Genomic DNA, 21908 nt, shown 5'->3' on the forward strand with positions numbered 1-21908 from the left:
GATACGGAAGCTGCCACTGCGGATCAGATCCTGCCTCTGGTAAAATGCGAGCTCGGGCTTGCCTTTTTGCCCCAGCCGATGGCTGCACCTTCCCTTTTGAAAAAAGAGATCGTACAGATCCCATTAAAAGATGAAATTCCGGAGCGCCAGATCTGCCTGGTGTATGACAGCCAGCATCCTATGGGGGCTGCGGCAAGAGAATTAAAAAATACAATTCTGTTGATTACATAAAAGAAGCGAAAGAACTTGGTTTATTAAACGCGGCACCTATCCAAACACAAGTCAATTGATGAGTCGGGAACATTTTCCCAGCATTTCTGATGCTATTTTAATTCATTTGACACCTTTTCGCTAATTGTATGATAGATTTCCTTTGTCGCTGAATCATTTTCACCATTTACGACCAATATTTTTCCATCTATACTCATGACTACATATGAATGACAGGATGAATGGGTATACCTGATATAATCTCCATAAACATCATTTCTAAAATTTCCCATAGCATATCTAAGATTTCCTAAACCGTTGGTTCTATAATCATTCCGGTTCTGAGATGAATTTTCTTCATATGAGATACTGTCAATCTGCGCATAGTCCACTGTATAATCGCTCCAGCCTTGTGCCTCAATGGTAAAATCTTTATCCTCGAAACGAATCTCAATACTTCCCAAAAACAACGTCCATATACCGAATATAATGGTTAAAATGGCTATGATTCCGGATACTCCAATTGTTTTTTTGTTATACTGAATTTTTAATTTTTCTCCGGTCGCTATCTTTTTCTTATAAAATAGATAAGAATAGAGAATGCTGATGATTGCAGCTGCCATAATGCTTACGATATACAAAACAAGAGCAGCCATACTTTCCTCAAAAAGACCACAGAGCATACACAGAATACCTGATGCCATCCATAGTTTCCCACTGAATCTATGAGTTGCATTCCAGTTTTCCTCATCCTGCAATGTCCATATAACCCGGATTCCTATCGTATTATTCTGCTTTACCTTTGGCAGATAATTTCCTATAACCATGAATAGTAAGCCTGTTCCATAATACATGAATGCCATGAACAGGTTCTCCATGCCTGCTCCGGTATTTACCAATCTGGCAATGCCATTATAGAGCAATGTAATAACAGGTATCATCCATATAGTCATTCCTATAACTTTTGGACTCTGTTGTCGGCTTCTGTTATCATAAAATATGATTGCTACAAATATACAGTGCGTTACTACAAAAAATACATTTATCCATTTACCGTGTGTACTCGTAAAACCCACCAGGACTCCTGCAAGAATTACCAGTATAGAGCTAATTAATGAACCTCTATATTTTTTTATCATTTCCTTCATTGTTCGATGCTCCTTTCAAATCTGTGATCCACAACATGACATCTTCCAATACGGAAGTGTTTAATTCATAATAAATAAACTTTCCTTCTCTTTGGTTTCGGATCAAATCAGCTTCCTTCAATATTGCCAGATGTCTTGATATGGATGCTCCCGTCACTGAAAAATGTTCGCATATTTCTCCGGCTGAAAGCCGCCCATTTTTCAATAAGTTCAAAATCTCACGTCGTATTGGATCAGCCAGTGCTTTTAATGTATCCTGTATACCCAATAATTCATCACATCCCTTCATTTAACATTTAACCTAATTGTTAAACGTATTATAATGCAAGGAATATTATGTGTCAAGAACCAGTTACTTCAAAATATGGTTGACATTTATATTCTACAGATGTAGAATATAAACAATTTCTACAAAAGTAGAAAATAATAAACAGGGAGAATGCACTATGAAGACAGGAACAGTAAAGTTAATGACACTTATCACTACGGCGGTATTGGGAACTTTTTCAGCAGGAACGGTTCTGGCAGCAGAAAATAATGACTTTTATACACAGCCGCCAGCAGATTCCGACTGGGAAAAGGCAGATACGGAAGGTACTTATGCCAGCTACACGAATGGAAGTGATTATGTAAACATTTACAAATATTCACTTGATGATGTCAATATAGCAATTGCAAAATGCAATGATACGTATGAAGCCTGCTATCAGACTGTTTATTCAGAGGGGAGCAGTTTATATATGACGGTGGGATATGCAAAAGATGCAGATGATATCGGTGATGTCAGAAAATTCGTAGAATATATTTCCTATCCGGGAAATCCCTCCCTTACCAGACAGGCAGATGAAGATTCAACAGAAAATTCTGATCAGGAAAATACCGATACTTCCAATCCGGGAGGCAAGGGAGGTTCAGATTCTTCCAATGCAGACGTGAATGCTTCTGCAGATAACAGTGATGGTTCAGATATTATTTCCACATCACCACTGACATTAGTTGACAGTGATGGAAATACAATTGAGATCAATTACATTCTTCACAAAGATTATTCTTGCGAATACCGTGGAGATGATGGAATGAAATATACTGATAATGGGAATGAAACTTATACCGATGAAAATGGAAACACGTACTCAGCCCTAACTGATGAAAACCATTATCTTGGAACCACTCTGGAACAGCATGACCTTGAGGATTCGGACGGTAATACGGTAACCGTTACACAGACTACAAATGGTGATTATTATTTCCGCGACGAAAATGGTATCGGATTTTCAGACAACGGAGATGGAACCTGGTCAGATGAGAATGGAAACAGCTATACAGAAATAGACTGATATGGTATAATAAAACCGTTCCTACATTTGTAGAAAGAGGGAGAATGAGAGCGTGAAAAAAACATATCAGAGACTTCCAGAATCAGAACTGGATATTATGCTTGTTCTTTGGAATCATACACCTCCGATGAACAGAATGGAAATTGAAAAAGTGATCAATACGAAAAAAAGCCTTGCTCCGACAACGATCCTGTCGCTGCTGGCCAGGCTGGAAGCCAAAAATTTTGTGGAAGTGACCAAACAGGGGAAAATGAATCTGTATACACCTTTGGTTTCACAGTCGGATTATCAGGCACATGAAAGCCAGAGTGTCCTTGAGAAGCTTTATGGGAACTCTTTGAAAAAATTTGTAACGTCCTTGTATCAGGGGAAAAAGGTAAGCTCTGAAGAAATTCAGAATCTCAGTGACTTCCTTAAAGAACTAGAGGACAGGGAGAAATAGCGAACTATGGAAGTATTTGTTTTGCATATTTTGAAGCTGAATATTATTGCAGCAGTTGTAATTTTGCTGGTCAAAGTGCTTGCAGCTTTGCTAAAAGGTAAAGTCTCAGCCAGGTGGAAATATGTTATCTGGCTGATCGTGGCAGTCAGCCTGACAGTTCCATTACAGCTGCCGGCAGACCTGTCAGTTGTGACTTTTAATGTGCCGCAATATCGCACATATGACAGACAGAATCTGAATCCAAATGGCAGTATGGTCGGAACAGAAAATCAGGGAAACAGACTACAGAATTTAGAAAATATGCAGTCATTAAACAAAAACACACAGGATTCCTCTGAAAATTCTTCGCAGAAAGTGCCTGTCATGCGTGATTCAGGCAGATGGATGGGAATTGCAGCAGTGATTTTTACAGCCGTCTGGTTGGTTGTGGCAATCCTCAAACTTGCAGGAGAATTTCTGGCATATTACCTTTCTATGAAGGAACTGGAACGGATGAGTCTGTTAGTAAGTGATCCGGTGAGTATTCAGATGTACAGAGAGGTGTGTCAGAAAAAGCATGTACGCAGAATACCGGAACTCAGGCAGAATGCAGGTCTTACCACACCGCTTCTGGCAGGGCTTTTTCATACGAAACTGTATCTGCCTGCGACCGGGTATTCTGCCGAAGAAAGAAAACTTGTTTTTTACCATGAACTGACGCATTACGATCATCGGGATCTCTGGTATAAGATGTTTTTACGGATCTGTGCATCGATATACTGGTTTAATCCATTTCTTCTTCTGATGCTGAAAGAAGCAGATAAAGATATTGAGAATCTGTGTGATACAGATGTTATCCATCGGGTAAGCCTGGAAGAAAACAGGCTTTACAGACAACTGCTTCTTCGAACAGTCGCAATGGACAATCAGGTACCATATGTGAGCGCAAGCCTTAATGACAGTGGAATGGTATTTAAAGACAGGATCCTGTATATGCTCAATATCCGGAAATTTAGACGGGGACTGTTGCCGGGAATTCTGATGGCCGTTCTGCTTGTCGGAGGGAATCTGGCATTCAGTGTGTCCGCAGAGGCACCGGAAGAAACTGGAAAAACAGAGCAGGCAGAAGCTCATAATGAAAAAGAGACAGATCAGGTGAAGAATAATGTGCCGGATTATGCACCTTTTTCCGAAACGGTAAATAAGCAGGAAAGCGACGACGTGCAGAACCCTGGCGCAGATCTGTCACAAAATGAAGAAACGTCAACAGAAAGTGTGGATGCGGAAAATTATTCTGCAGCTGATACAGAAAATGAAAGCCAGGAGAATGGATCAACAGCTTCCGAAAGCAGTTCTGATGGTACCGGAAATGTATCACATAATGAAAATCTTCCGGCAGGCGTGCCATATACCAGTGGATTCAGTACTGCGTCCGGTGTGGCATCAATTGTAGCAGCAGGTGAAGGAGATGAAGAATCCAGAGTCCTTTACGATAACGGAGACGGAACCTATTCCGACTATTATGGATTCCAATACAGTTATCAGGGAGATGGGAGCTGGGCAGATGCCAATGGAAATTCCTACCGTACCTGGAATGATGAAGACTATAATTTCGGAACACAGCTGGAAAAACATGAACTCAAGGGCAGCAGTGGCACCGTTAATGTAAAAGAGACTACAAACGGAGATTATTATTACTGTGATTCAGAAGGTGTAGGATACACAGATAATGGTGACGGAACCTGGACCGATGAGAACGGAAATCTTTATGAAGAGTAAATGAAAAGAAACGTTTTCCGGAAGCAAATAAAGAAATGGAAAACGTTTCTTTTTTTATAAAATGTTATATGAGATATAAAAGCTATTTGGAAATATAATTATTTGATAAGAAAGACATTTTTATTTTACAACAAACAGATATTTTTATGATAAAATATTGGAAAAAATTTTGGACTGTAACAAAAGTTGTTGCAGTGTCTAAACTACATCAAATGGATACGGAGGAAGAAATGTGCGGGATCTGTGGATTTACAGGTTACAGACAGGATCAGAAGACAGTAATTGAAAGGATGATGAAAGCCATTGAGCATAGAGGCCCGGACAGTAAGGGATCTTTTTGCAGGGAGAAGATTACGCTGGGCTTTCGAAGACTTAGTATTATTGATTTAGAAGATGGGCAGCAGCCTATGGAAAGTGCGGATGGAAACCTTCATATTGTTTTTAATGGGGAAATTTACGATTATAAAGAACTGCGGGAAGAACTTGAGACTTTCGGCATTTCTTTTTGCACCCATTCCGATACGGAAGTTCTGGTAAATACCGTTCAGCAGTATGGGGAGAAGGCACTGGATAAACTCAGGGGAATGTTTGGGTTTGCAGTATGGAATGAAAAAGAGCAGACTTTGATGCTTGCAAGGGATTTCTTTGGAATTAAGCCCGTGTACTATGCCGAAATAGATGGGCACTTTGTATTTGCTTCTGAAATTAAGAGTATCCTTGCATTTCCAGGCTATGAAAGGAAAGTAAATCAGAAGGCACTGGAGCAGTATTTGTCATTTCAATATTCCCCTCTGGAAGAGACCTTTTTTAGGGGAATTTACAAACTGATGCCTGGACATATGCTTTTATATAAAAACGGAAGCTATGAAATAAAGACTTATTTCAAACCAAAGCTTACACCAGGTCAGTGGAACCATAAGACGAATATGGCGCAGCTGCGGAGCCAGCTTTCCGAGATTTTAAAGGATTCAGTGAAGCATCATATGTTAAGTGATGTGGAAGTCGGCGCATTTTTATCAGGTGGAGTGGATTCCGGTTATCTGGCTTCTTCCTCCGGTGCAGATCAGGCATTTACAGTGGGATTTGATGAGGGAGATCGATATAGTGAAGTAAACAAAGCTGCCAAAGTGGCAGAAAAAGCAGGTTTGAAACACCATGTGAAAATCATATCCAAGCAGGAATTCTGGGATGTCCTTCCAGATGTGATGTATCATATGGATGAACCACTTGGGGATGCCTCCGCAGTTGCACTTTATTTTCTTTCCAAAGAGGCTGCCGGTCATGTTAAGGTAGTCCTTTCCGGGGAAGGTGCAGATGAACTTTTCGGTGGATACAATATTTATAGAGAACCGGAAGCATTAAAGAAAGTTGCCTGGATTCCATTCAGGCTTAGACGTGCTGTTAGAAAACTGGCCGCAAAGCTGCCAGATGTGAAAGGTCGGGATTTTCTTATCCGCGCGGGAATGAAAGTGGAAGAACGTTTCATTGGAAATGCGTATATCTACCGTGAAAAAGAAAAAGCGCAGATTTTGAAAAATAAAGTAACAGGACCTTCCACGCAGGAATATTTAAGACCATTTTATGAAGAGCTTGAGTCAGAAAACAGAGGATCACTTCAAGACATGGAAAAAATGCAGTCTGTAGATCTGAACTACTGGCTTCCTGGCGATATTTTGCAGAAAGCAGATAAAATGAGTATGGCACATTCCCTGGAAGTCAGGGTACCATTTCTGGATAAAGAAGTTTTTGACTTTGCAGCAAAGCTTCCGAAAGAAACTAAGATTGCAGCAGGTACAACCAAATATATTTTCCGTAAAGCTGTTTCAAAATTTCTTCCACAGGAAACCGATGAACGTAAGAAACTTGGTTTTCCCATTCCAATCCGTGTGTGGCTGCGGCAGGATGACTGGTATCAGATGGTAACAGATTTATTTACCTCGAAAGAAGCAGAAGAATTTTTCCATACAGAGAAACTGCTTCAGCTCCTGAACGACCATAAAGATAAAAAGGCAGATAACAGCCGTAAAATCTGGACAGTTTTAACATTCCTTATCTGGTACGATAGATTTTTTGCTACATGTTCGAAGTGAGAGAGTTGGTTATGAGACGGTAATAATAAAATAACTAAATGGATATTCACAAAGAAAAAATGGAAGATAGGTATTAAGCTTTCGTATAGGAAGCTGCATGCCAATCCATGGTTTATGAAGAGCAGACTTCATCATAACTATTTGAATAATTTATCGAAAGAAGGAAAAAATGAAATTATACCACTACCGCTCAATAAGCAGTGCATTATTAGAAATTGAAAATGGCACTTTTCATTTTGCATCGAAAGAAGAGTTAAATGATCCGTTGGAAGGGTTTGTACGTGTTTTCTGGCAGGGAGATAAGATGGCCTGGGAGGGATTGTTCAGACATTATATATATAGTGTAGCGCGTGTACTGGAACTCTATATTCTGAAAGCCGATGATGAAACGTTATATCATGGTACTTTGGTTGCAGATGTTCATTGCTATAAAAATAACTTTTTTGAGAAAATTTTATTGAAATTAGGAGAAGAGTTCATAACGGATACAGATGTACAAAATCTGGCAGGAGTTTATGGTGACAATTGTTTGAAAGTATCAGAAAAGGAACTTCAATATATTCTTTTTTATATTCATAATAATGCACTAATTAGGTGTCTGGAAGAATTTAAGAAAAATAAATTTGTACCTGTAGAAGAAGCTGAGAAACAGATTAAACTTGGAGCTGTGATTACCAGACTTAACAGTATCATACGGAGAATCAAAAAGTATCTGGATGGAAGCATCCCATGCCTGGAGGAATTGGAAGAAACGCGACTTCCATACTTTGAGAAAAATGCGGACAAACGTGAAAACCGCTGGAGCCAGATCATTAGTGGAAGTGATCTGATTGATACCATCTAAAAAGCAGACAGCCCGATATTTTCGGGCTGTCTGTCATTGGATTAAGGAAAGATATGAGGCAGGAAATACAGTCATTTTTTGCAGCATATCTTTTTTTGTATCATTTTGTCTATATTTTAAAGAATCCTGTTCATGTACAGGGGTTCATCAGTTGGTTATACTAATAAAAAGCGGATGTGATAGTTTATGCAGAAGAAAATCCGGCCGAATACCGGAATTCTCTTCTGGCATTAGCGGCAAACTTTATAATAGTTTGCGTAGAAATTCATCACATATAAGATATAAGCTTTTAAATTTTTCATTTCGTTCACCTCTTTTCTTAACTTACAAGTGCATTATAGATCACCTGAAAGCGGATTACGTGCCAAATGAAAAGAAAAAACAGACAAAATTTGCAGAGGAGAGAAATTATGTTTCCGGTTTATGAAGAGAAAAAAGAAAACCTGCATTTACATTCCCGCATTGCCAGACATGAATCCCCTCATCTGCACAATTCAGTTGAATTCATCTATCTTACAGAAGGATGCTTGGAGCTTGGAATGGGCCAGGAACTCTTTCACATGAAGGAAGGTGATTTTGCAGTCCTTTTTCCGGAAGTGATCCATCACTGCCAGGTCTTTTCAGGAGAGAATAATAAGGCATGCTATCTGTGGGCGCAGCCCATACTTTGCGGACAATTTGCTTCTGTTATGCAGAAATACTGTCCGAAAAATCCTGTAATTAAAAAGCCGCAGGTCCACCGGGATATTGTAAATGCAATTCGGTGCCTGAAGCTCGATAAAAAGGAGCAAAATCCTAACCTTGTTGTGGAACAGGCTTATGTGCAGATCCTTTTGGCCAGAAGTATCCCGGCATTTAACTTACAGGAAAAGAGCAGTGTGGAGAGCAATGATATCATTTATCAGACTGTCTCCTATATTGCAAAACATTTTAAAGAAGAAATGTCCCTGGAAAAGATGGCAAGAGATATGGGAGTAAGTAAATTTACACTTTCGCGTGTCTTTTCCGGAACTTTTCATAGAAATTTTAACCAATATTTAAATGAACAGAGATTAAACTATGTCTGTGTTCATTTAGAGTGTACTGACAAAAGCATTACGGACATTTCCATGGATGCAGGATTTGAAAGTCAGCGGACTTTTAACCGGGTTTTCAGGGAACGCTACAAAATGACACCAAGAGAATACCGGAATCTGTACAGAGAAAAGTTTGTTCTGCAAAATGAAATCATATAGAAAAGAGAGGATAAAAATATGCTGAGTGAGAGTATTGCAAAACTGGTACAGTATGGAGTCGAGACGGAACTGATACCAGAATGTGAGAGAAATTACACAACAAATCTTCTGCTGGATGTATTTTACGAGGATGATTACACTGCACCGGAACAGGAATTTCAGAACATTGAACTTGAGAAGGTTCTGGATGAACTGTTAAAAGAGGCAATTGATCGGGGATTGATTGAAGACAGTGTTGTCTATAAAGACCTGTTTGATACCAGACTGATGAATTGCCTCATGCCACGACCTGCAGAAGTACAGACAACGTTCTGGAAAAAATATGGGGAGAATCCAAAAGCAGCTTGTAGGCGGTTCTATTTTAAGCCATGACCATTTCCAGGGAGGACATTATACCTTCGCAATGGCTAAGGCACCGATTGAAAAGCATGTGACCATTCCTGGATTTGAGGATGTGGAAGCGGGAATTGTAAAGTGGCCGTTATCAGTGCTCCGTATCCGTCATAAAAATCCAGAACGGTTGATTGACCTTGCAACACATGTGCTGCAGGCATGGAGAGGCTATACAGATGAAGCAGTCTTTGTATTTGCCAATACGGACGGAGAACCACATAATACCATAACCCCAATTGCCCGTAAAGTGGAAGATGTATACGAGCTGGATCTGACACTTCGCAATAATATTACGACGAAAGAACATCCACTTGGTGTATATCATCCACATGCACAGTACCATCATATTAAAAAGGAAAATATCGGACTGATCGAGGTAATGGGGCTTGCAGTTCTTCCGGCCAGATTAAAAGAAGAGCTGGAGCTTTTAGAGGAATACATTTTATCTGGAAAAGATATTTCTTCAAATGAAAAAATAACAAAGCATGAGGACTGGGTGAAAGAATTGCTGGAAAAATATCCGGATATTAATGCAGAGAACATTCATGCAATTCTTCAAAAAGAAGTAGGACTGGTGTTTGTTCATGTGCTGGAAGATGCCGGAGTTTATAAATGCACACCAAAAGGAAGAGAAGATTTTATGCGTTTTGTGGACAGTTTATAGGACGTATTCTGACCGTGATTATAATGAATGCTGTAGTATGAAGTACAAAACTACAGAACAAGAAAATATTTTATAACAGCAGTTGCAGCCGGTATCTCATGATATATAAAATGAGAATATCGGCTGCTTTTCATTATTTTTACCCCTAAAAGGTAATCTTCTGAAAACCAAAACTGTAGTTTGGATCTCAACTGAAAAAAATTAAATTTTTTTGTTACCATCCACTATTTTTTACGATATATAATATGAATGGAAATATTTTTATTCAAAAAGGCGCCTTATCTGTTGCTGGTCAGATTATGGACAGTGACTTTTATCTTAAAGAAACCCGGAGGACAACCTGTAAATGAATGATGATGAAATTATAAATCTGTTTTTGAAAAGAGATGAGAATGGAATTATAGAATTGAGTACTAAGTATCATCCCTATTGCTACAAGATTGCCTGGAATTTATTGGCAAATAGAGAAGATGCCGAGGAATGTCTGAATGATACCTGGTTTTCAGTATGGTCACAGATTCCTCCTACGCATCCTCCTGTATTGGCACACTTTTGCGGTCGGATTACAAGAAATCTTAGTATTGACCGTTTAAGAAAAAAGTTTGCAGGCAAGCGCCCGGATGTTCATATGGCAGATGTTATAGAGGAAATGGATCAGCTAAATGTATCTTATACCGTGGAAGAACAGCTGGCGGAAAAAGAACTGATGGAAACCATAAATCGTTTTTTGGAAGAAATGTCTCCAAAGGACAGAAATATTTTTGTACGAAGATACTGGTTTTTGGATCCTGTTTCTGCAATATCCAAAAGGCATCATATGTCAGTGGGAAGCGTGAAAATGAATTTATACAGAAACCGGAAAAAGCTGTTGAAACTGTTGGAAAAAGAAGGAGAACGCATATGAAAAAGTTTGATTTTTCAAAAGAATTTGGTAATATTGATCCGAAATATATAGAGGAAGCAGAGCGGGAATGGAGTGACAAAAAGGAAAACTGGAGACCAAAAGGGTGGAGCAAAGCAGCAGCTGCCTGTGTGATTGTCACCTTGGGTTCTGTTATCTTTTCTAATCCGCATATCCAGGCTTCAATAAAAAATATTACATTGTCCATAGGAGAAACCCTTGGTTTCCCCAAAAGCATTGAATCTTATACGGAAGTGTTGAATACCTCTAAGGAAGACAAAGGAATTACTGTAACATTAAAAGAAGTTGTTCTGGATAATGGGGTTCTGTTAACAAAGGTGCATGCAGAAAAAACATCTTCCGGGCAAAAGGGCACGGATGATGTCCAAGATGCCTGGACCTTTGCCAATACACAGCTTGACATTGATTATCAGAAAACTACAATAAATGGACAGAAAATTGAAGAATACGAAAGCGGACACTATCTGCCGTATTCGGATGAGGATTTACTAAATACCGGACTGGATGAAAATGTCTATGATGCTGTTCTGGAATCCCGCTTTTCCCTTGATGAGGATTTGGGAGAAAATCCGGAAGTACATTTGGTACTTGGTGCTTATCAAAATGAAAATCTTGGCGAAGATTATTTTGCAGAATTTGAGTTTGATTTTTCTATTCCTCATGCGGAGCTTATGAAACAGACAGTTCATAAAAAGCTAGAAGATATTTCTATTAAAACAGAAGAAGGAACCGTGAAATTAACAGACTTTTCCATGAATAAACTGCAAAGTATAATTGCGGCAGAAATTCCGGAAGAACTTGAGGAAAAGCTGTATAAAGGTAATGAGATGATGCTTATGGGGACAGACAGTAAAGGAAATCAGGTACAGTATGAACTGCGCAGTAATTCAGCAGATGGTAAATCTCAATGGAGTTTTAAAACCAGTTTCTGGGGCATGTATCAGCTGGATTCTGACGGTCCGGTTCTTTTACTCCCGGATATTGACAGCGATTATCTGGAATTACAGCTTTATACCAGAGAGCCTTATATGGCTGCTGCAGACACTATCTGGGTTGATGACGATTTTGTAGAAATTGGTGAGACTACAGAAGAAGTGGAAGAAGTTCCAGAGGATACTTTGGAGGAAGAAAATCCGTCAGATGCAGAGGAGCAGGTTGAAACTCAAATTATCGGAGGGGCAGATGCTCCCACAGAAGTAAGGCTTCAAGACGATACAGACCAGAAAGAAAATACCGACGCAGCAAATAAAACGGATGAAGATTATGGAACCGAAGAAAGCGCATATGATGGAACTACAGGTGAAATCACTGCAGAATCTGACTGGACACCTGTCGGTGAAAAAATAAGGATTCAGATTAAGTAGAGAAACGTGAATCTGTTTCCCAAAATCCCATGTCAAAGAAGCTTTGCATACCTATTTTTTCGCTGTAAAAGGTAAATTGCTTTTCATTCGGCAGAATTTTTTATATAATCCAGGTGAGAAGCAAAACCGATTGGAAGAACAGGAGCAGAGCAATATGAACATTGGAACGCAGATATTAAAAATACGAAAAGAAAAGGCGCTGACCCAGGAGGAATTTGGAAAAATATTTCATGTTACCAGACAGACTGTGTCTAATTGGGAGAATGAAAAGAGCTATCCGGATCTGCAGATTCTCATAGACATCAAATGCCGTTCTGGAAGTCATGGAGTTTATACCTCCAAGGTCGAAGATCTGCATGAAGATTATCTTCGTCCTCAGGAAAACGGAAGCCATACAGACTGCGATTATGTGTGCGTGAGCAATGATAAAATGACGTTGTCAGCTGCTGGAAAAAAAACGATTGCATTTAATGCTTCTGAATACACTCAGGAGGAACTGACAAATAAAAAGCACGGCTATGAACTTGAAAAATGTGGAAGCACTGTACTTTGTATTGATTATTCCCAGAATGGTATCGGTTCTAACAGCTGTGGACCGGTACTTTCCGAGAAATATCAGTTAAATGAAGAAAAATTCACATTTGATGTGAAACTGGTTCTGCATAATAGATAATTAACAAGATTTAAACATGACAGGCATGTCTCTAAACAGGGATGTGCCTGCTGCTTTTATGCACAATTTTATAGAAAAACAGACGAAATATAATAAAAATCGCATTTTGTGCATGCTTTGTAAAAATTAATTCATATGATTTTTGAATGGCAAGTTTTATAATTGGATAAATAAAGCCTATAAATGTATCAGATTAAAAGAGGGTAGGGAAAATGTATAAAGTATTGTTTATAATGCACTTTTAAAACAGTATCGTGATAATGGTGTAATCTCACAGTATTTGACTGCAATGGTCCATATCTTGCTACCAAGAAGGTTGGTAAGAACACCCCAAAGGCAGAACAGATTGAGCAGGATAATAAACTGCGGATGGACTGGAACAGAGAGGTTGACAGGGCTGTCATAAGTGAGGTTCCCATAGAGGATATTTTACAGATAAAGAGGGAACATATCACAGAGCCAGTAAAGAGATCGATTGAGCAATACGGCAATAAGCCCGAAATGCTCTCGCTTATCCTGAATATGGCAATAGCAGAGCTGGTACTGCTTATCACAAAGGTGCTTGAGGCTATAAAAGGCATTCACAGCAGGCAGCAGTGTGAAAATACTCACGAAGATAAAAACAAAGCCCAAAAGCAGGACAACGGAATACTTACAGCAGATGTGTTACCGCCAGAGCCTGTTATGATACCGGAAGCAGCCGCTTATCCGAAGTTAAAAAAGATAAAGACAGAACTGGACAGCCAGAATGCCATTATCTTTGAAGCTGAGAAACTAAGAGGCAGTCTTGAAATCGAAATGTCAAACTTAAAGGGACTGGCGAAGCTCATCAGAAAAGGCGATTTGCAGAGAAAGATTGACGAAAAGACGGATTATATCAACCGATTAAAGGCAGGACTCTCAAACATGGTTCGTAATAGCGGTTTTGAAAACATGAACGAGTTCCTGCTGACATTCAGAAAATGCAGGAATGCTTATACGGATTATCAGAGACAATACGAAAGCTGGAAGAATGCCTGCAGAAAACCGGATACACCTACGCATAAGGATGAAAAACTGTCGGATAAACTTGCAAGACTACAAAGGGAAGCCGCTGAAAACCAGAACAGTATCAGCAGGCAGACAAATGACAGAGGGGTAAGATAATATGCTCTTTGTTTTATATTCTTTTGACGGAATTACGATAGAATATTGGAACTTAACATGATATAATAATAGAAAATTTTTAGAAAGAAGTGAGAACGATATGAAAATTATCCGAGGTAACTACTCAGTACAGTTGATGTAAACTGTTGGCAGATTGTGCTGAGGTTAAAAGAAACTTGCCAGTAGTCGTTGACTGTACTGCTCTGATGCTTGAAATACAATATGTAAAGGAGTACAGTTATGCGTTATATAAAAGAAATATTAAAGAAAAACAGCATATGGGTATTGGTCTACATTGGACTAGGTATATTTAATTCATTTGTGGCTAATTACAAGGTTGACTATTTCCAAAAGGTTATTGATGGATTGGCTGATAGAACACTTGCATTTGCAGGAGTTGCAACATATGGCTCTATTTTGCTGGTAAATTACGGTATGAATTATCTGGATAATTACCCTGAAAAGAAGTTGGAACATGGTATTTATCTGGATTTTAAGCTTTTGTCACTTAGAAAAATAAGTACAATCGATTATACGGAATATCAGAAAATAGGTACGGGCAAACTTGTTCAAAGGATTGAGAATGGTTCAGCAGCAGGAAGAAATGTATTATTCAATTTCTGGTTGTGTTTGATTCGTGACTTACTTCCTACCATTGGTTTTAGTATATACTTTATTTGGGAAATAGATGAAAAAGTCACTTATGTACTGTTTGTAGGCTATACGGTTATTTTTATAATAACCAACATTCTATTGAAGTTTCTTTATAAAATAAAAGAAAAGATTTTGAATAGTGAAGAACTATTAAATCACTATTTGGTCAGAGGCTATATGGAAATGTTGGTATTTCGTATGAGTAAACAGTTCCCGAGTGAAATAAAGAAGACTTGTAATGCAAAAGAGGATATTGTTTCATCAAAAGTAAAAATGAATATGATTCATGAAGCATTCTTCACAATATTTGCACTACTTGTGGCAATGTTAGATATTGGTATTCTTTTTTATGCATGGAAAACGAAAAACCTTACAGTAGGTTCTGTGGTTGCACTAATTGCACTGATTGAAAATGCTTATACGCCAATTGCCATTTTTAATGTACTTTATGTCCAATATAAATTAGACAAGGCGTCATATAAGAGATTTGAGGAATTTTTAGGCTTAAAAGACGATGTTCAATTAAGAAACGGTAACGCAATAAATACAAATGTTGGAAAAATTGCAATAAGAAATTTATCATTCCAATATGAGGAACGGAAAATTATAGATGGCTTGAGCCTGTCAATACAAAAGGGAGAAAAAATAGCTTTTGTAGGAGAAAGTGGTTCCGGAAAATCGACCTTGATTAGGATATTATTAGGGTTGCTAAAATATAATCAAGGAGAAGTTCGCTTAGGAGACATGGAGTTAAAAGAAATTTGTCTTAATAATCTGTATGATAGAGTTAGTTATCTATCACAGGATGCCCCTGTTTTTGACGGAACAATAAAAGAAAATCTGGTATTTGAGAAACAAGTGTCAGAAGAACAAATGCTGGAGGCATTGAGTGAAGTGCAACTATCTCATTTAGTTGAAAATCTTGCGGAAGGTTTAAATACTGAAATTGGTGAGAAAGGTACTTGTTTATCGGGTGGAGAAAAACAAAGACTTGCATTAGCTCGCTTGTGGTTTGAAGACTCCGAACTTGTCATTTTGGATGAAGCAACATCTGCAATGGATAATTTAACAGAAGAAAATGTAATGAAATCAGTTATGCAAAAAATGAAAGATAAAACTGTCATTGCCATTGCACATAGATTAAATTCCATTGTAGGTTTTGACAGAATTATTCTCTTTAAAGAAGGGAGGATTGTTGGACAAGGTACTTTTGAAGAACTACTACATACAGATTCTTATTTTATGGACTTGTATAATTCGAATGTGAAATAATTGTTTTTTTTAGGTTGAAACTTGTAAAAATACAAAGGGACTGTTGCTCTTGCACTTTTTTAATTGTTAGAGGAGCAGTCCCTTAGTGTACTTAAAGTTCAATAGAGTCTTCTGTGTCTACCCATATCTGCATAGTTCCATCCAGATATAGTTTTGCATATTCAAGAGGTTCATCAATAGCAAGAGCATTTAATGCACACTGAGAGCATGGTGTAGTTTTAATACCATCTTCAGCCTTATCGCAGTCAATACGAAGCATATAACCAGTATGGGTGTAGATGTCTATGCTGTTCCGGTACATATTGTATTCTGCAAATACTGTTCTCATCGTATCCTATCTCCTTGTCATTCAATCAATCATTAGTTACAAAAATCAGAAGCATTTCAATCAGTCCACCATGTCACTTTTATTTTGTGTTATACTGTTTTATATGATTTTCTTGCCCTTGTATTTGCCCTTATCAGAGTTCGTAAACATTGACGGGACGATATAACACAAGGGAAACAATAAGGGAAAGCTCACCTGCGATAAACCCAGTGTTTTCAAGGGCTTGCGGAGAATTTAATAACAAAATATAACAGCTATTAAATCTCTTAAAACAGGTGAAATCTCAATCGGAAGTTGTAGTAAAGGAGCTTACAATGGGGTTTTGGATTTTTATGTTGATTATGGATTTGCTTCTTCCATTTACGATGATTGGTTTTGGAAGATATTTTATGAAAAAGGCTCCAAAGGAAATAAATTCAGTATTTGGATATCGGACTTCGATGTCTATGAAGAACAAAGACACATGGGAATTTGCTCATAAATATTGTGGTAAAGTCTGGTATGTCTGTGGAATGGTTATGTTGCCGATAACAGTAATATTCATGCTTTTAGTGATTGGAAAAAATGAAGATTGTGTTGGGAGTATAGGAGGAATTATCTGTGGTGTTCAACTTATTCCTTTAATTGGGTCTATTCTCCCAACAGAAATAGCATTAAAAAAGAATTTTGATAAGAATGGAACAAGACGATAAATTCAAGTTGAACAAAATCGCTGCGCGATGGCCTGCCAAGGCTATGGCGCAGTTTTTCTTTACACTTTAATAAAAAGCAGTGGAAACCAAGTCCTACAAGTAGTATTGTTAAGTCACCACAACCAACAATCAAACAGGATCGACATCCCCACTGCCTATGATAAGAATACCATTGAGCTGCCTTTCTGGCAAGCAGTTTTATTATGCTAATGCTCCTCCATGTAAGCAGTGTTTATACATTTACGATTTACTTTACATGGAGGATTTTATTATGTACGAAGAAATTTTTAATCAGATTAGATCTGCTGCGAATAAACGGAATCTCAAGGATTCCACAATTCATGCATACTGTACCAGTGTTGCTCATTTTTTGAACCACACAGCCAAGGATATAGATGCATTAACAACTGACGATGTTGATACATTCCTAACTGAAAAGAAACTTTCCGGGATTTCACCAGAAACATACAATCACTACCATTCAGGAATCCGCTTCTTTTACAAAAAAGTATTGAAGATGAATTGGGATGATGATGACATACCTCGTATGAAAAGGGTCAGAAAGTTACCAGCGGTGCTTACAAAAGCAGAAATATCAGCTATTCTTGATGCTACACCAAATCTGAAGCATAAAGCTATGATCGCTACTATGTATTCAGGTGGACTTCGTGTTTCAGAAGTCACACACCTTCATTATGATGATATTTCACGCACAAACAAAACCATACACATCCGCGATGGAAAAAGCCGATCTGACCGTTATACTTTGCTTGCAGACCGGACGCTTGAAATATTGACAGAATACTGGTTTCAATGTGGCAGGCCAAGAGGGATTCTGTTCCCAAGTTCATGGACAGGGGATTATCTTACAAAAGATAGTGTCATTCAGTTTTTTCGTGAAAGCGCCGAAAGAGCAGGCATTCAAAAACACGTCTCCACACATTGTTTGCGTCATAGTTTTGCAAGTCATCTGTTTGAGTCAGGCTGCGATATAAAATATATTCAGGCTCTTTTGGGACATCGTGATCCAAAATCAACAGAGATTTATCTGCATGTAAGCAATAAAACTCTGCTTGGTATTAAAAGCCCATTTGATGAGATGGGTGGTGAATGATTATGGATAAATCATGTACGATACAGGATGTATTTGAACGGTTCTATCCTTCCTATGAAAAGAGGAGTAACCCTCCTGCTCATCACAGAAAAACGGCTTATCACATCAGAAACTGTAAAACAGGAGTTTTTGGTGTAAACATCAGTGTTTGTGAGGACTGCGGATGTATCAGTGTTCACAACAACTCCTGCAGAAGCAGATGCTGTCCCATGTGCCAGGAGTTTCCGAAAGAGAAATGGATTGATGCACAAAAAGAGAACGTATTGGATGCACCCTGTTATCATGTAGTATTCACAGTTCCTGAGGAATTGAATTCCATTATTTACAGCAACCAGAAGCTGTTATATGATGCACTGTATCATGCTGCTTCAGCCACATTGAATGAATTGTCAAAAGATGCAAAGTATCTGGGAGCTGATATAGGGTATATCTGCATTCTTCATACCTGGGGCTCTGCAATGAATTATCATCCTCATATTCATACCATTGTTCTTGGAGGTGGGCTTGATGATGAAAATAAATGGAAAGACACAGGTGGAAATTTTTTTCTCCCATATGGTGTCATCTCAAAATTGTTCCGTGGAAAATATCTGGATGAGTTAAAAAGCCTGTGGAATGATTCTAAGCTTAAATTTCATGGTACAGCAGAGAAATATCAGAACAGCTATCGTTTTAAAGAACTTCTTGATAAGTGTTATGAAAAGAACTGGGTCACTTACTGTAAAGAAACTTTCAATGGTGCACAGTCGGTTATCAATTATCTTGGAAAATATACCCACAGGATAGCAATCAGTAATCATCGAATCAAATCCATGACGGATACGACAGTTACATATGCAGTAAAAGACTATAAAAACGAAGGCCACTGGAAAGAGAAAACAATTTCAGGAGAAGAATTCATCCGTCGATTCATGATGCATGTTCCACCCAAACGATTTGTCAGAATCCGGCACTATGGTCTGCTATCATGTAGAAACAAGAGAAAAAAGATAACTCTCTGCAGAAACCTGCTTGGATGCAAGAAATACATTTCTACATTAAAAAATCTAAATGCAGTAGAAATGATAAAGGTTTTGTATCACATTGATGTATGCAAATGTTCTTCTTGCGGAGGGAATATGGTATCACCCCGCAAAGATAAATACAGTTCTTCTTTTCATGCACATATGAGATGTTAAAATCTACAATTGCATAGAATAAATGACTTCCGCATAGGAGGTTTGTTTGTCATGCCTGAAATTGATTTCTTGAATAAAAAAACTTTTACCAAAACACCCAGTATGATAAACTTAAGGAAAAGAGCAACGATTGAATCCCCATAGCTATCGGCTAAAGGGACGCGACTTTGTTCACCAAGGTAAAATCGAAATTGATGTAAACGAAAGGGCAGTTTTTATCAGAACTCAAGGCTGCTTTTTCGTTTACACCAACTCCGATTGTTTCCTTAACAGTTTGTCGAACTATCAAAACGCCCAAAACAATATACTATATAATCAATGGGCAGCCGACTTAATAACGAGATTGTCTGCCATTTTTTATACCTATTGCGGTTCCCACAAATTTGTTCAAAAGAAGCTTTTATTGCTGCAAAAACTCGGCATCCTCAATCTACACAATCGGAAAAACCATGTCTTCGCCAAATTCTATGCTTGCACTTCCCCTGGATTCTGGTTATAATAAAAGTTATTGCTAACGGCTATTTCAGGAATAATACTAAAACGATTCTATTACTATGATTACAATAGTGACCAAACCCGTTTTTTGAACTCAAATTATGTTAAAAGACGTGACTGTTTTTTATAATGTTTGTGGCCAAATTTTAATTTCATGAAATAGTACCACGGCAATCCATGTTTCGCAAAGCTCACGTATATTTTGTTTAATATATACAGTTTATGAAAGGAAAAATATAAGAAAATTAGCACTTAGTAATGAAATATTACTTAAAGTTGATAAAGCCGCACGGTACATTGGCGGTGAAGTCAACTCTGTTGAAAAGGATAAAAAAGATGTGGCCATTCGTCTTGTATTTTCCTTCCCGGATGTCCAGAACACGATTTTTTTACCTGCTCCCTTTTTAAATCACTTAGTACTATTTGCCGTTATTTCCTACCTTTTTATCTGTATCATTTTGTATTATTTTGTGTTATTTAAGCTTAAAAGGGATTTAATAACACAAAATAAGCCTTTGACAAAAGGCCATTTTTGACCACCTTTTGCAATCACTTTTCCGTTTCAGACTTCGTATCATGCCTCTTTTATGTGACAAAATTTGATATTTTTGTAAAAACCAGATTTTTGTACGAACTGTCAATTATCTAAAAATACTTCTTATAGCTGCAGTTCGCTTTCCAGACGGCTATTGCTGGTATTTTCCTTATAGTGTTATGGAATGACATATTGTATTACAGGGTTTATTTGACTGTATGTGACATAAACTTATATAAAAATATATTGCCCCCATTTTTTCTTTATGGTAATATAAAATCATAAAATGTTATCAGTTAACCAATTATACAGGAGGTGGGTATTATAGTACGTCAGACGAATCTGGCACAGACCATTGACCTTATATCAGACCGTGCGAAATATGATGAATGTGCGAAAAAAATATTGACTTACAAGGCAATCATAGCATGGATCTTAAAATCCTGTACAAAAGAATTTTCTCAATACAGCGTAAAGTTTATTTGTGATAACTGTCTGAAAGATGACGTAGAAATTTCTAAACATGCTGTCCACCAGGATCAGCTGGACCGTGATGAGAAACTAAACGGAGACGAAAGAATCGAAGGTTTGAATTCAGAGGCGAATGCAGTCAAGGATCAAACTGTATATTATGACATCCGTTTTAAAGCCTATCTTCCTGGAAACCCTGAACCTATACAACTTATTATCAATCTGGAAATCCAGTTGAATGATACTCCTGGATATCCACTTGTAACCAGAGGTTTTTATTATTGTGCAAGAATGATATCAGAACAGTATGGAACCGTATTTACAGATGAACATTACGAAAAGATTCAGAAAGCTTATTCCATCTGGATCTGTCCAGACCCAGCTAAAAAACGCAAAAATGGTATTTTCAAATATCACACAATTGAGGATACGATACTTGGAAAGTCCTATACAGATCCTCAAAGCTATGATCTGATGGAAGTGGTGATTGTAAATTTGGGAGATGCAGACAAAGAAAGCGAGCTGGAGATTCTTGATCTGCTAAATGTCCTGTTTTCAACGTCTGCCACGCCAGAAGAAAAAAAGAAGCGGTTACATGAAGATTTTGATATTGCCATGACAGAAGAATTCGAGAGTGAGGTGAGAGACATGTGTAATCTAAGTAGAGCTCTTGTAGACCAGGGAATTGAACAAGGAATGAAACAGGGAGTTGAAAAAGAAAAAATGTCCCTGGCCCAAATGATGATCGAGGAAAAGGAACCTGCCGATAAGATTTCAAAATATACAGGCTATGCTATCGACAAGTTAAAGGAAATTGCAGCGGCAATGGGACAGACACTTGTGTAACATATGATTTTATAGGAAGAGGCTGTCCTGAAAACGTAGTTCAGCGATAACCTATAAACAAGCATTCTAAATAAGCTCGCCTTTTGGCGGGCTTATT

19 protein-coding genes and 1 pseudogene are annotated in these 21908 nt (G+C 38.0%); 17 read left to right on the plus strand and 3 right to left on the minus strand.

Going from position 1 to position 21908, the window contains the following annotated elements:
* Positions 1-231: LysR substrate-binding domain-containing protein (locus tag ACESTK_RS19515; protein WP_373120539.1), on the plus strand; the 231-nt coding region annotated here is incomplete at its 5' end.
* Between the two features lie 92 nt (positions 232-323).
* Here the strand turns inward: ACESTK_RS19515 and ACESTK_RS19520 are convergent.
* Positions 324-1358: an SdpI family protein gene (locus tag ACESTK_RS19520; RefSeq protein ID WP_187566655.1), complete on the minus strand. Its 1035-nt coding sequence runs from the start codon at positions 1356-1358 to the stop codon at positions 324-326.
* Positions 1333-1626 carry an autorepressor SdpR family transcription factor gene (locus tag ACESTK_RS19525; RefSeq protein ID WP_270432727.1) on the minus strand — a complete coding sequence of 98 codons (294 nt, stop codon included), beginning with the start codon at positions 1624-1626 and terminating at the stop codon, positions 1333-1335. The genes ACESTK_RS19520 and ACESTK_RS19525 overlap by 26 nt, the downstream gene beginning before the upstream one ends.
* A gap of 178 nt (positions 1627-1804) precedes the next feature.
* Here ACESTK_RS19525 and ACESTK_RS19530 point away from each other — a divergent pair, with 178 nt between their 5' ends.
* From ACESTK_RS19530 to ACESTK_RS19585, 12 genes and pseudogenes are all read left to right on the plus strand, one after another.
* Complete coding sequence (locus ACESTK_RS19530; protein WP_373120540.1) at positions 1805-2695, plus strand: hypothetical protein; 891 nt, start codon at positions 1805-1807, stop codon at positions 2693-2695.
* Positions 2696-2747: 52 nt separating this feature from the next.
* Positions 2748-3137 (plus strand): BlaI/MecI/CopY family transcriptional regulator, encoded by a 390-nt coding sequence (locus tag ACESTK_RS19535; RefSeq protein ID WP_187566649.1) that lies wholly within the window; start codon positions 2748-2750, stop codon positions 3135-3137.
* A 6-nt stretch (positions 3138-3143) separates the two neighbouring features.
* A complete protein-coding gene (locus tag ACESTK_RS19540; RefSeq protein WP_373120541.1) occupies positions 3144-4895 on the plus strand; it encodes a M56 family metallopeptidase in 1752 nt (583 codons plus the stop codon).
* A 230-nt stretch (positions 4896-5125) separates the two neighbouring features.
* On the plus strand, positions 5126-6985 hold the full coding sequence (asnB, locus tag ACESTK_RS19545; RefSeq protein ID WP_373120542.1) for an asparagine synthase (glutamine-hydrolyzing): 1860 nt from the start codon (positions 5126-5128) through the stop codon (positions 6983-6985).
* Between the two features lie 169 nt (positions 6986-7154).
* Complete coding sequence (locus ACESTK_RS19550; RefSeq protein WP_373120543.1) at positions 7155-7829, plus strand: hypothetical protein; 675 nt, start codon at positions 7155-7157, stop codon at positions 7827-7829.
* A gap of 410 nt (positions 7830-8239) precedes the next feature.
* On the plus strand, positions 8240-9064 hold the full coding sequence (locus ACESTK_RS19555; protein WP_204452065.1) for an AraC family transcriptional regulator: 825 nt from the start codon (positions 8240-8242) through the stop codon (positions 9062-9064).
* Positions 9065-9082: 18 nt separating this feature from the next.
* Positions 9083-10121, plus strand: a pseudogene (locus tag ACESTK_RS19560) (hypothetical protein).
* A 346-nt stretch (positions 10122-10467) separates the two neighbouring features.
* Positions 10468-11025: an RNA polymerase sigma factor gene (locus ACESTK_RS19565; protein WP_118583988.1), complete on the plus strand. Its 558-nt coding sequence runs from the start codon at positions 10468-10470 to the stop codon at positions 11023-11025.
* Positions 11022-12407 carry a DUF4179 domain-containing protein gene (locus ACESTK_RS19570; protein ID WP_373120544.1) on the plus strand — a complete coding sequence of 462 codons (1386 nt, stop codon included), beginning with the start codon at positions 11022-11024 and terminating at the stop codon, positions 12405-12407. The genes ACESTK_RS19565 and ACESTK_RS19570 overlap by 4 nt, the downstream gene beginning before the upstream one ends.
* 154 nt (positions 12408-12561) lie before the next feature.
* A complete protein-coding gene (locus ACESTK_RS19575; RefSeq protein WP_195700429.1) occupies positions 12562-13080 on the plus strand; it encodes a helix-turn-helix domain-containing protein in 519 nt (172 codons plus the stop codon).
* Positions 13081-13449: 369 nt separating this feature from the next.
* On the plus strand, positions 13450-14226 hold the full coding sequence (locus ACESTK_RS19580) for a hypothetical protein (protein ID WP_373120545.1): 777 nt from the start codon (positions 13450-13452) through the stop codon (positions 14224-14226).
* 240 nt (positions 14227-14466) lie between these two features.
* Positions 14467-16152 (plus strand): ABC transporter ATP-binding protein, encoded by a 1686-nt coding sequence (locus ACESTK_RS19585; RefSeq protein ID WP_373120546.1) that lies wholly within the window; start codon positions 14467-14469, stop codon positions 16150-16152.
* Positions 16153-16243: 91 nt separating this feature from the next.
* Here ACESTK_RS19585 and ACESTK_RS19590 read toward each other — a convergent pair whose 3' ends face one another.
* The gene (locus ACESTK_RS19590) at positions 16244-16480 is read right to left on the minus strand and encodes a DUF6061 family protein (RefSeq protein WP_118127216.1); all 237 of its coding nucleotides are present in this window, start codon (positions 16478-16480) and stop codon (positions 16244-16246) included.
* 314 nt (positions 16481-16794) lie between these two features.
* Here ACESTK_RS19590 and ACESTK_RS19595 point away from each other — a divergent pair, with 314 nt between their 5' ends.
* The 4 genes from ACESTK_RS19595 to ACESTK_RS19610 all read left to right on the plus strand — a co-directional run bounded on the left by ACESTK_RS19595 (position 16795) and on the right by ACESTK_RS19610 (position 21811).
* Positions 16795-17172 carry an SdpI family protein gene (locus ACESTK_RS19595; RefSeq protein ID WP_003864540.1) on the plus strand — a complete coding sequence of 126 codons (378 nt, stop codon included), beginning with the start codon at positions 16795-16797 and terminating at the stop codon, positions 17170-17172.
* A 271-nt stretch (positions 17173-17443) separates the two neighbouring features.
* Positions 17444-18286 (plus strand): tyrosine-type recombinase/integrase, encoded by an 843-nt coding sequence (locus tag ACESTK_RS19600; protein WP_373120547.1) that lies wholly within the window; start codon positions 17444-17446, stop codon positions 18284-18286.
* Complete coding sequence (locus ACESTK_RS19605; RefSeq protein WP_373120548.1) at positions 18283-19464, plus strand: IS91 family transposase; 1182 nt, start codon at positions 18283-18285, stop codon at positions 19462-19464. Before ACESTK_RS19600 ends, ACESTK_RS19605 begins: the two co-directional genes overlap by 4 nt.
* Before the next feature lie 1345 nt (positions 19465-20809).
* Positions 20810-21811 (plus strand): PD-(D/E)XK nuclease family transposase, encoded by a 1002-nt coding sequence (locus ACESTK_RS19610; protein WP_373120549.1) that lies wholly within the window; start codon positions 20810-20812, stop codon positions 21809-21811.
* Positions 21812-21908: the final 97 nt, after the last annotated feature.

The sequence above is a fragment of the Ruminococcus sp. Marseille-P328 genome (genome assembly GCF_964249465.1).
GTDB lineage: Bacteria > Bacillota > Clostridia > Lachnospirales > Lachnospiraceae > Blautia_A > Blautia_A faecis.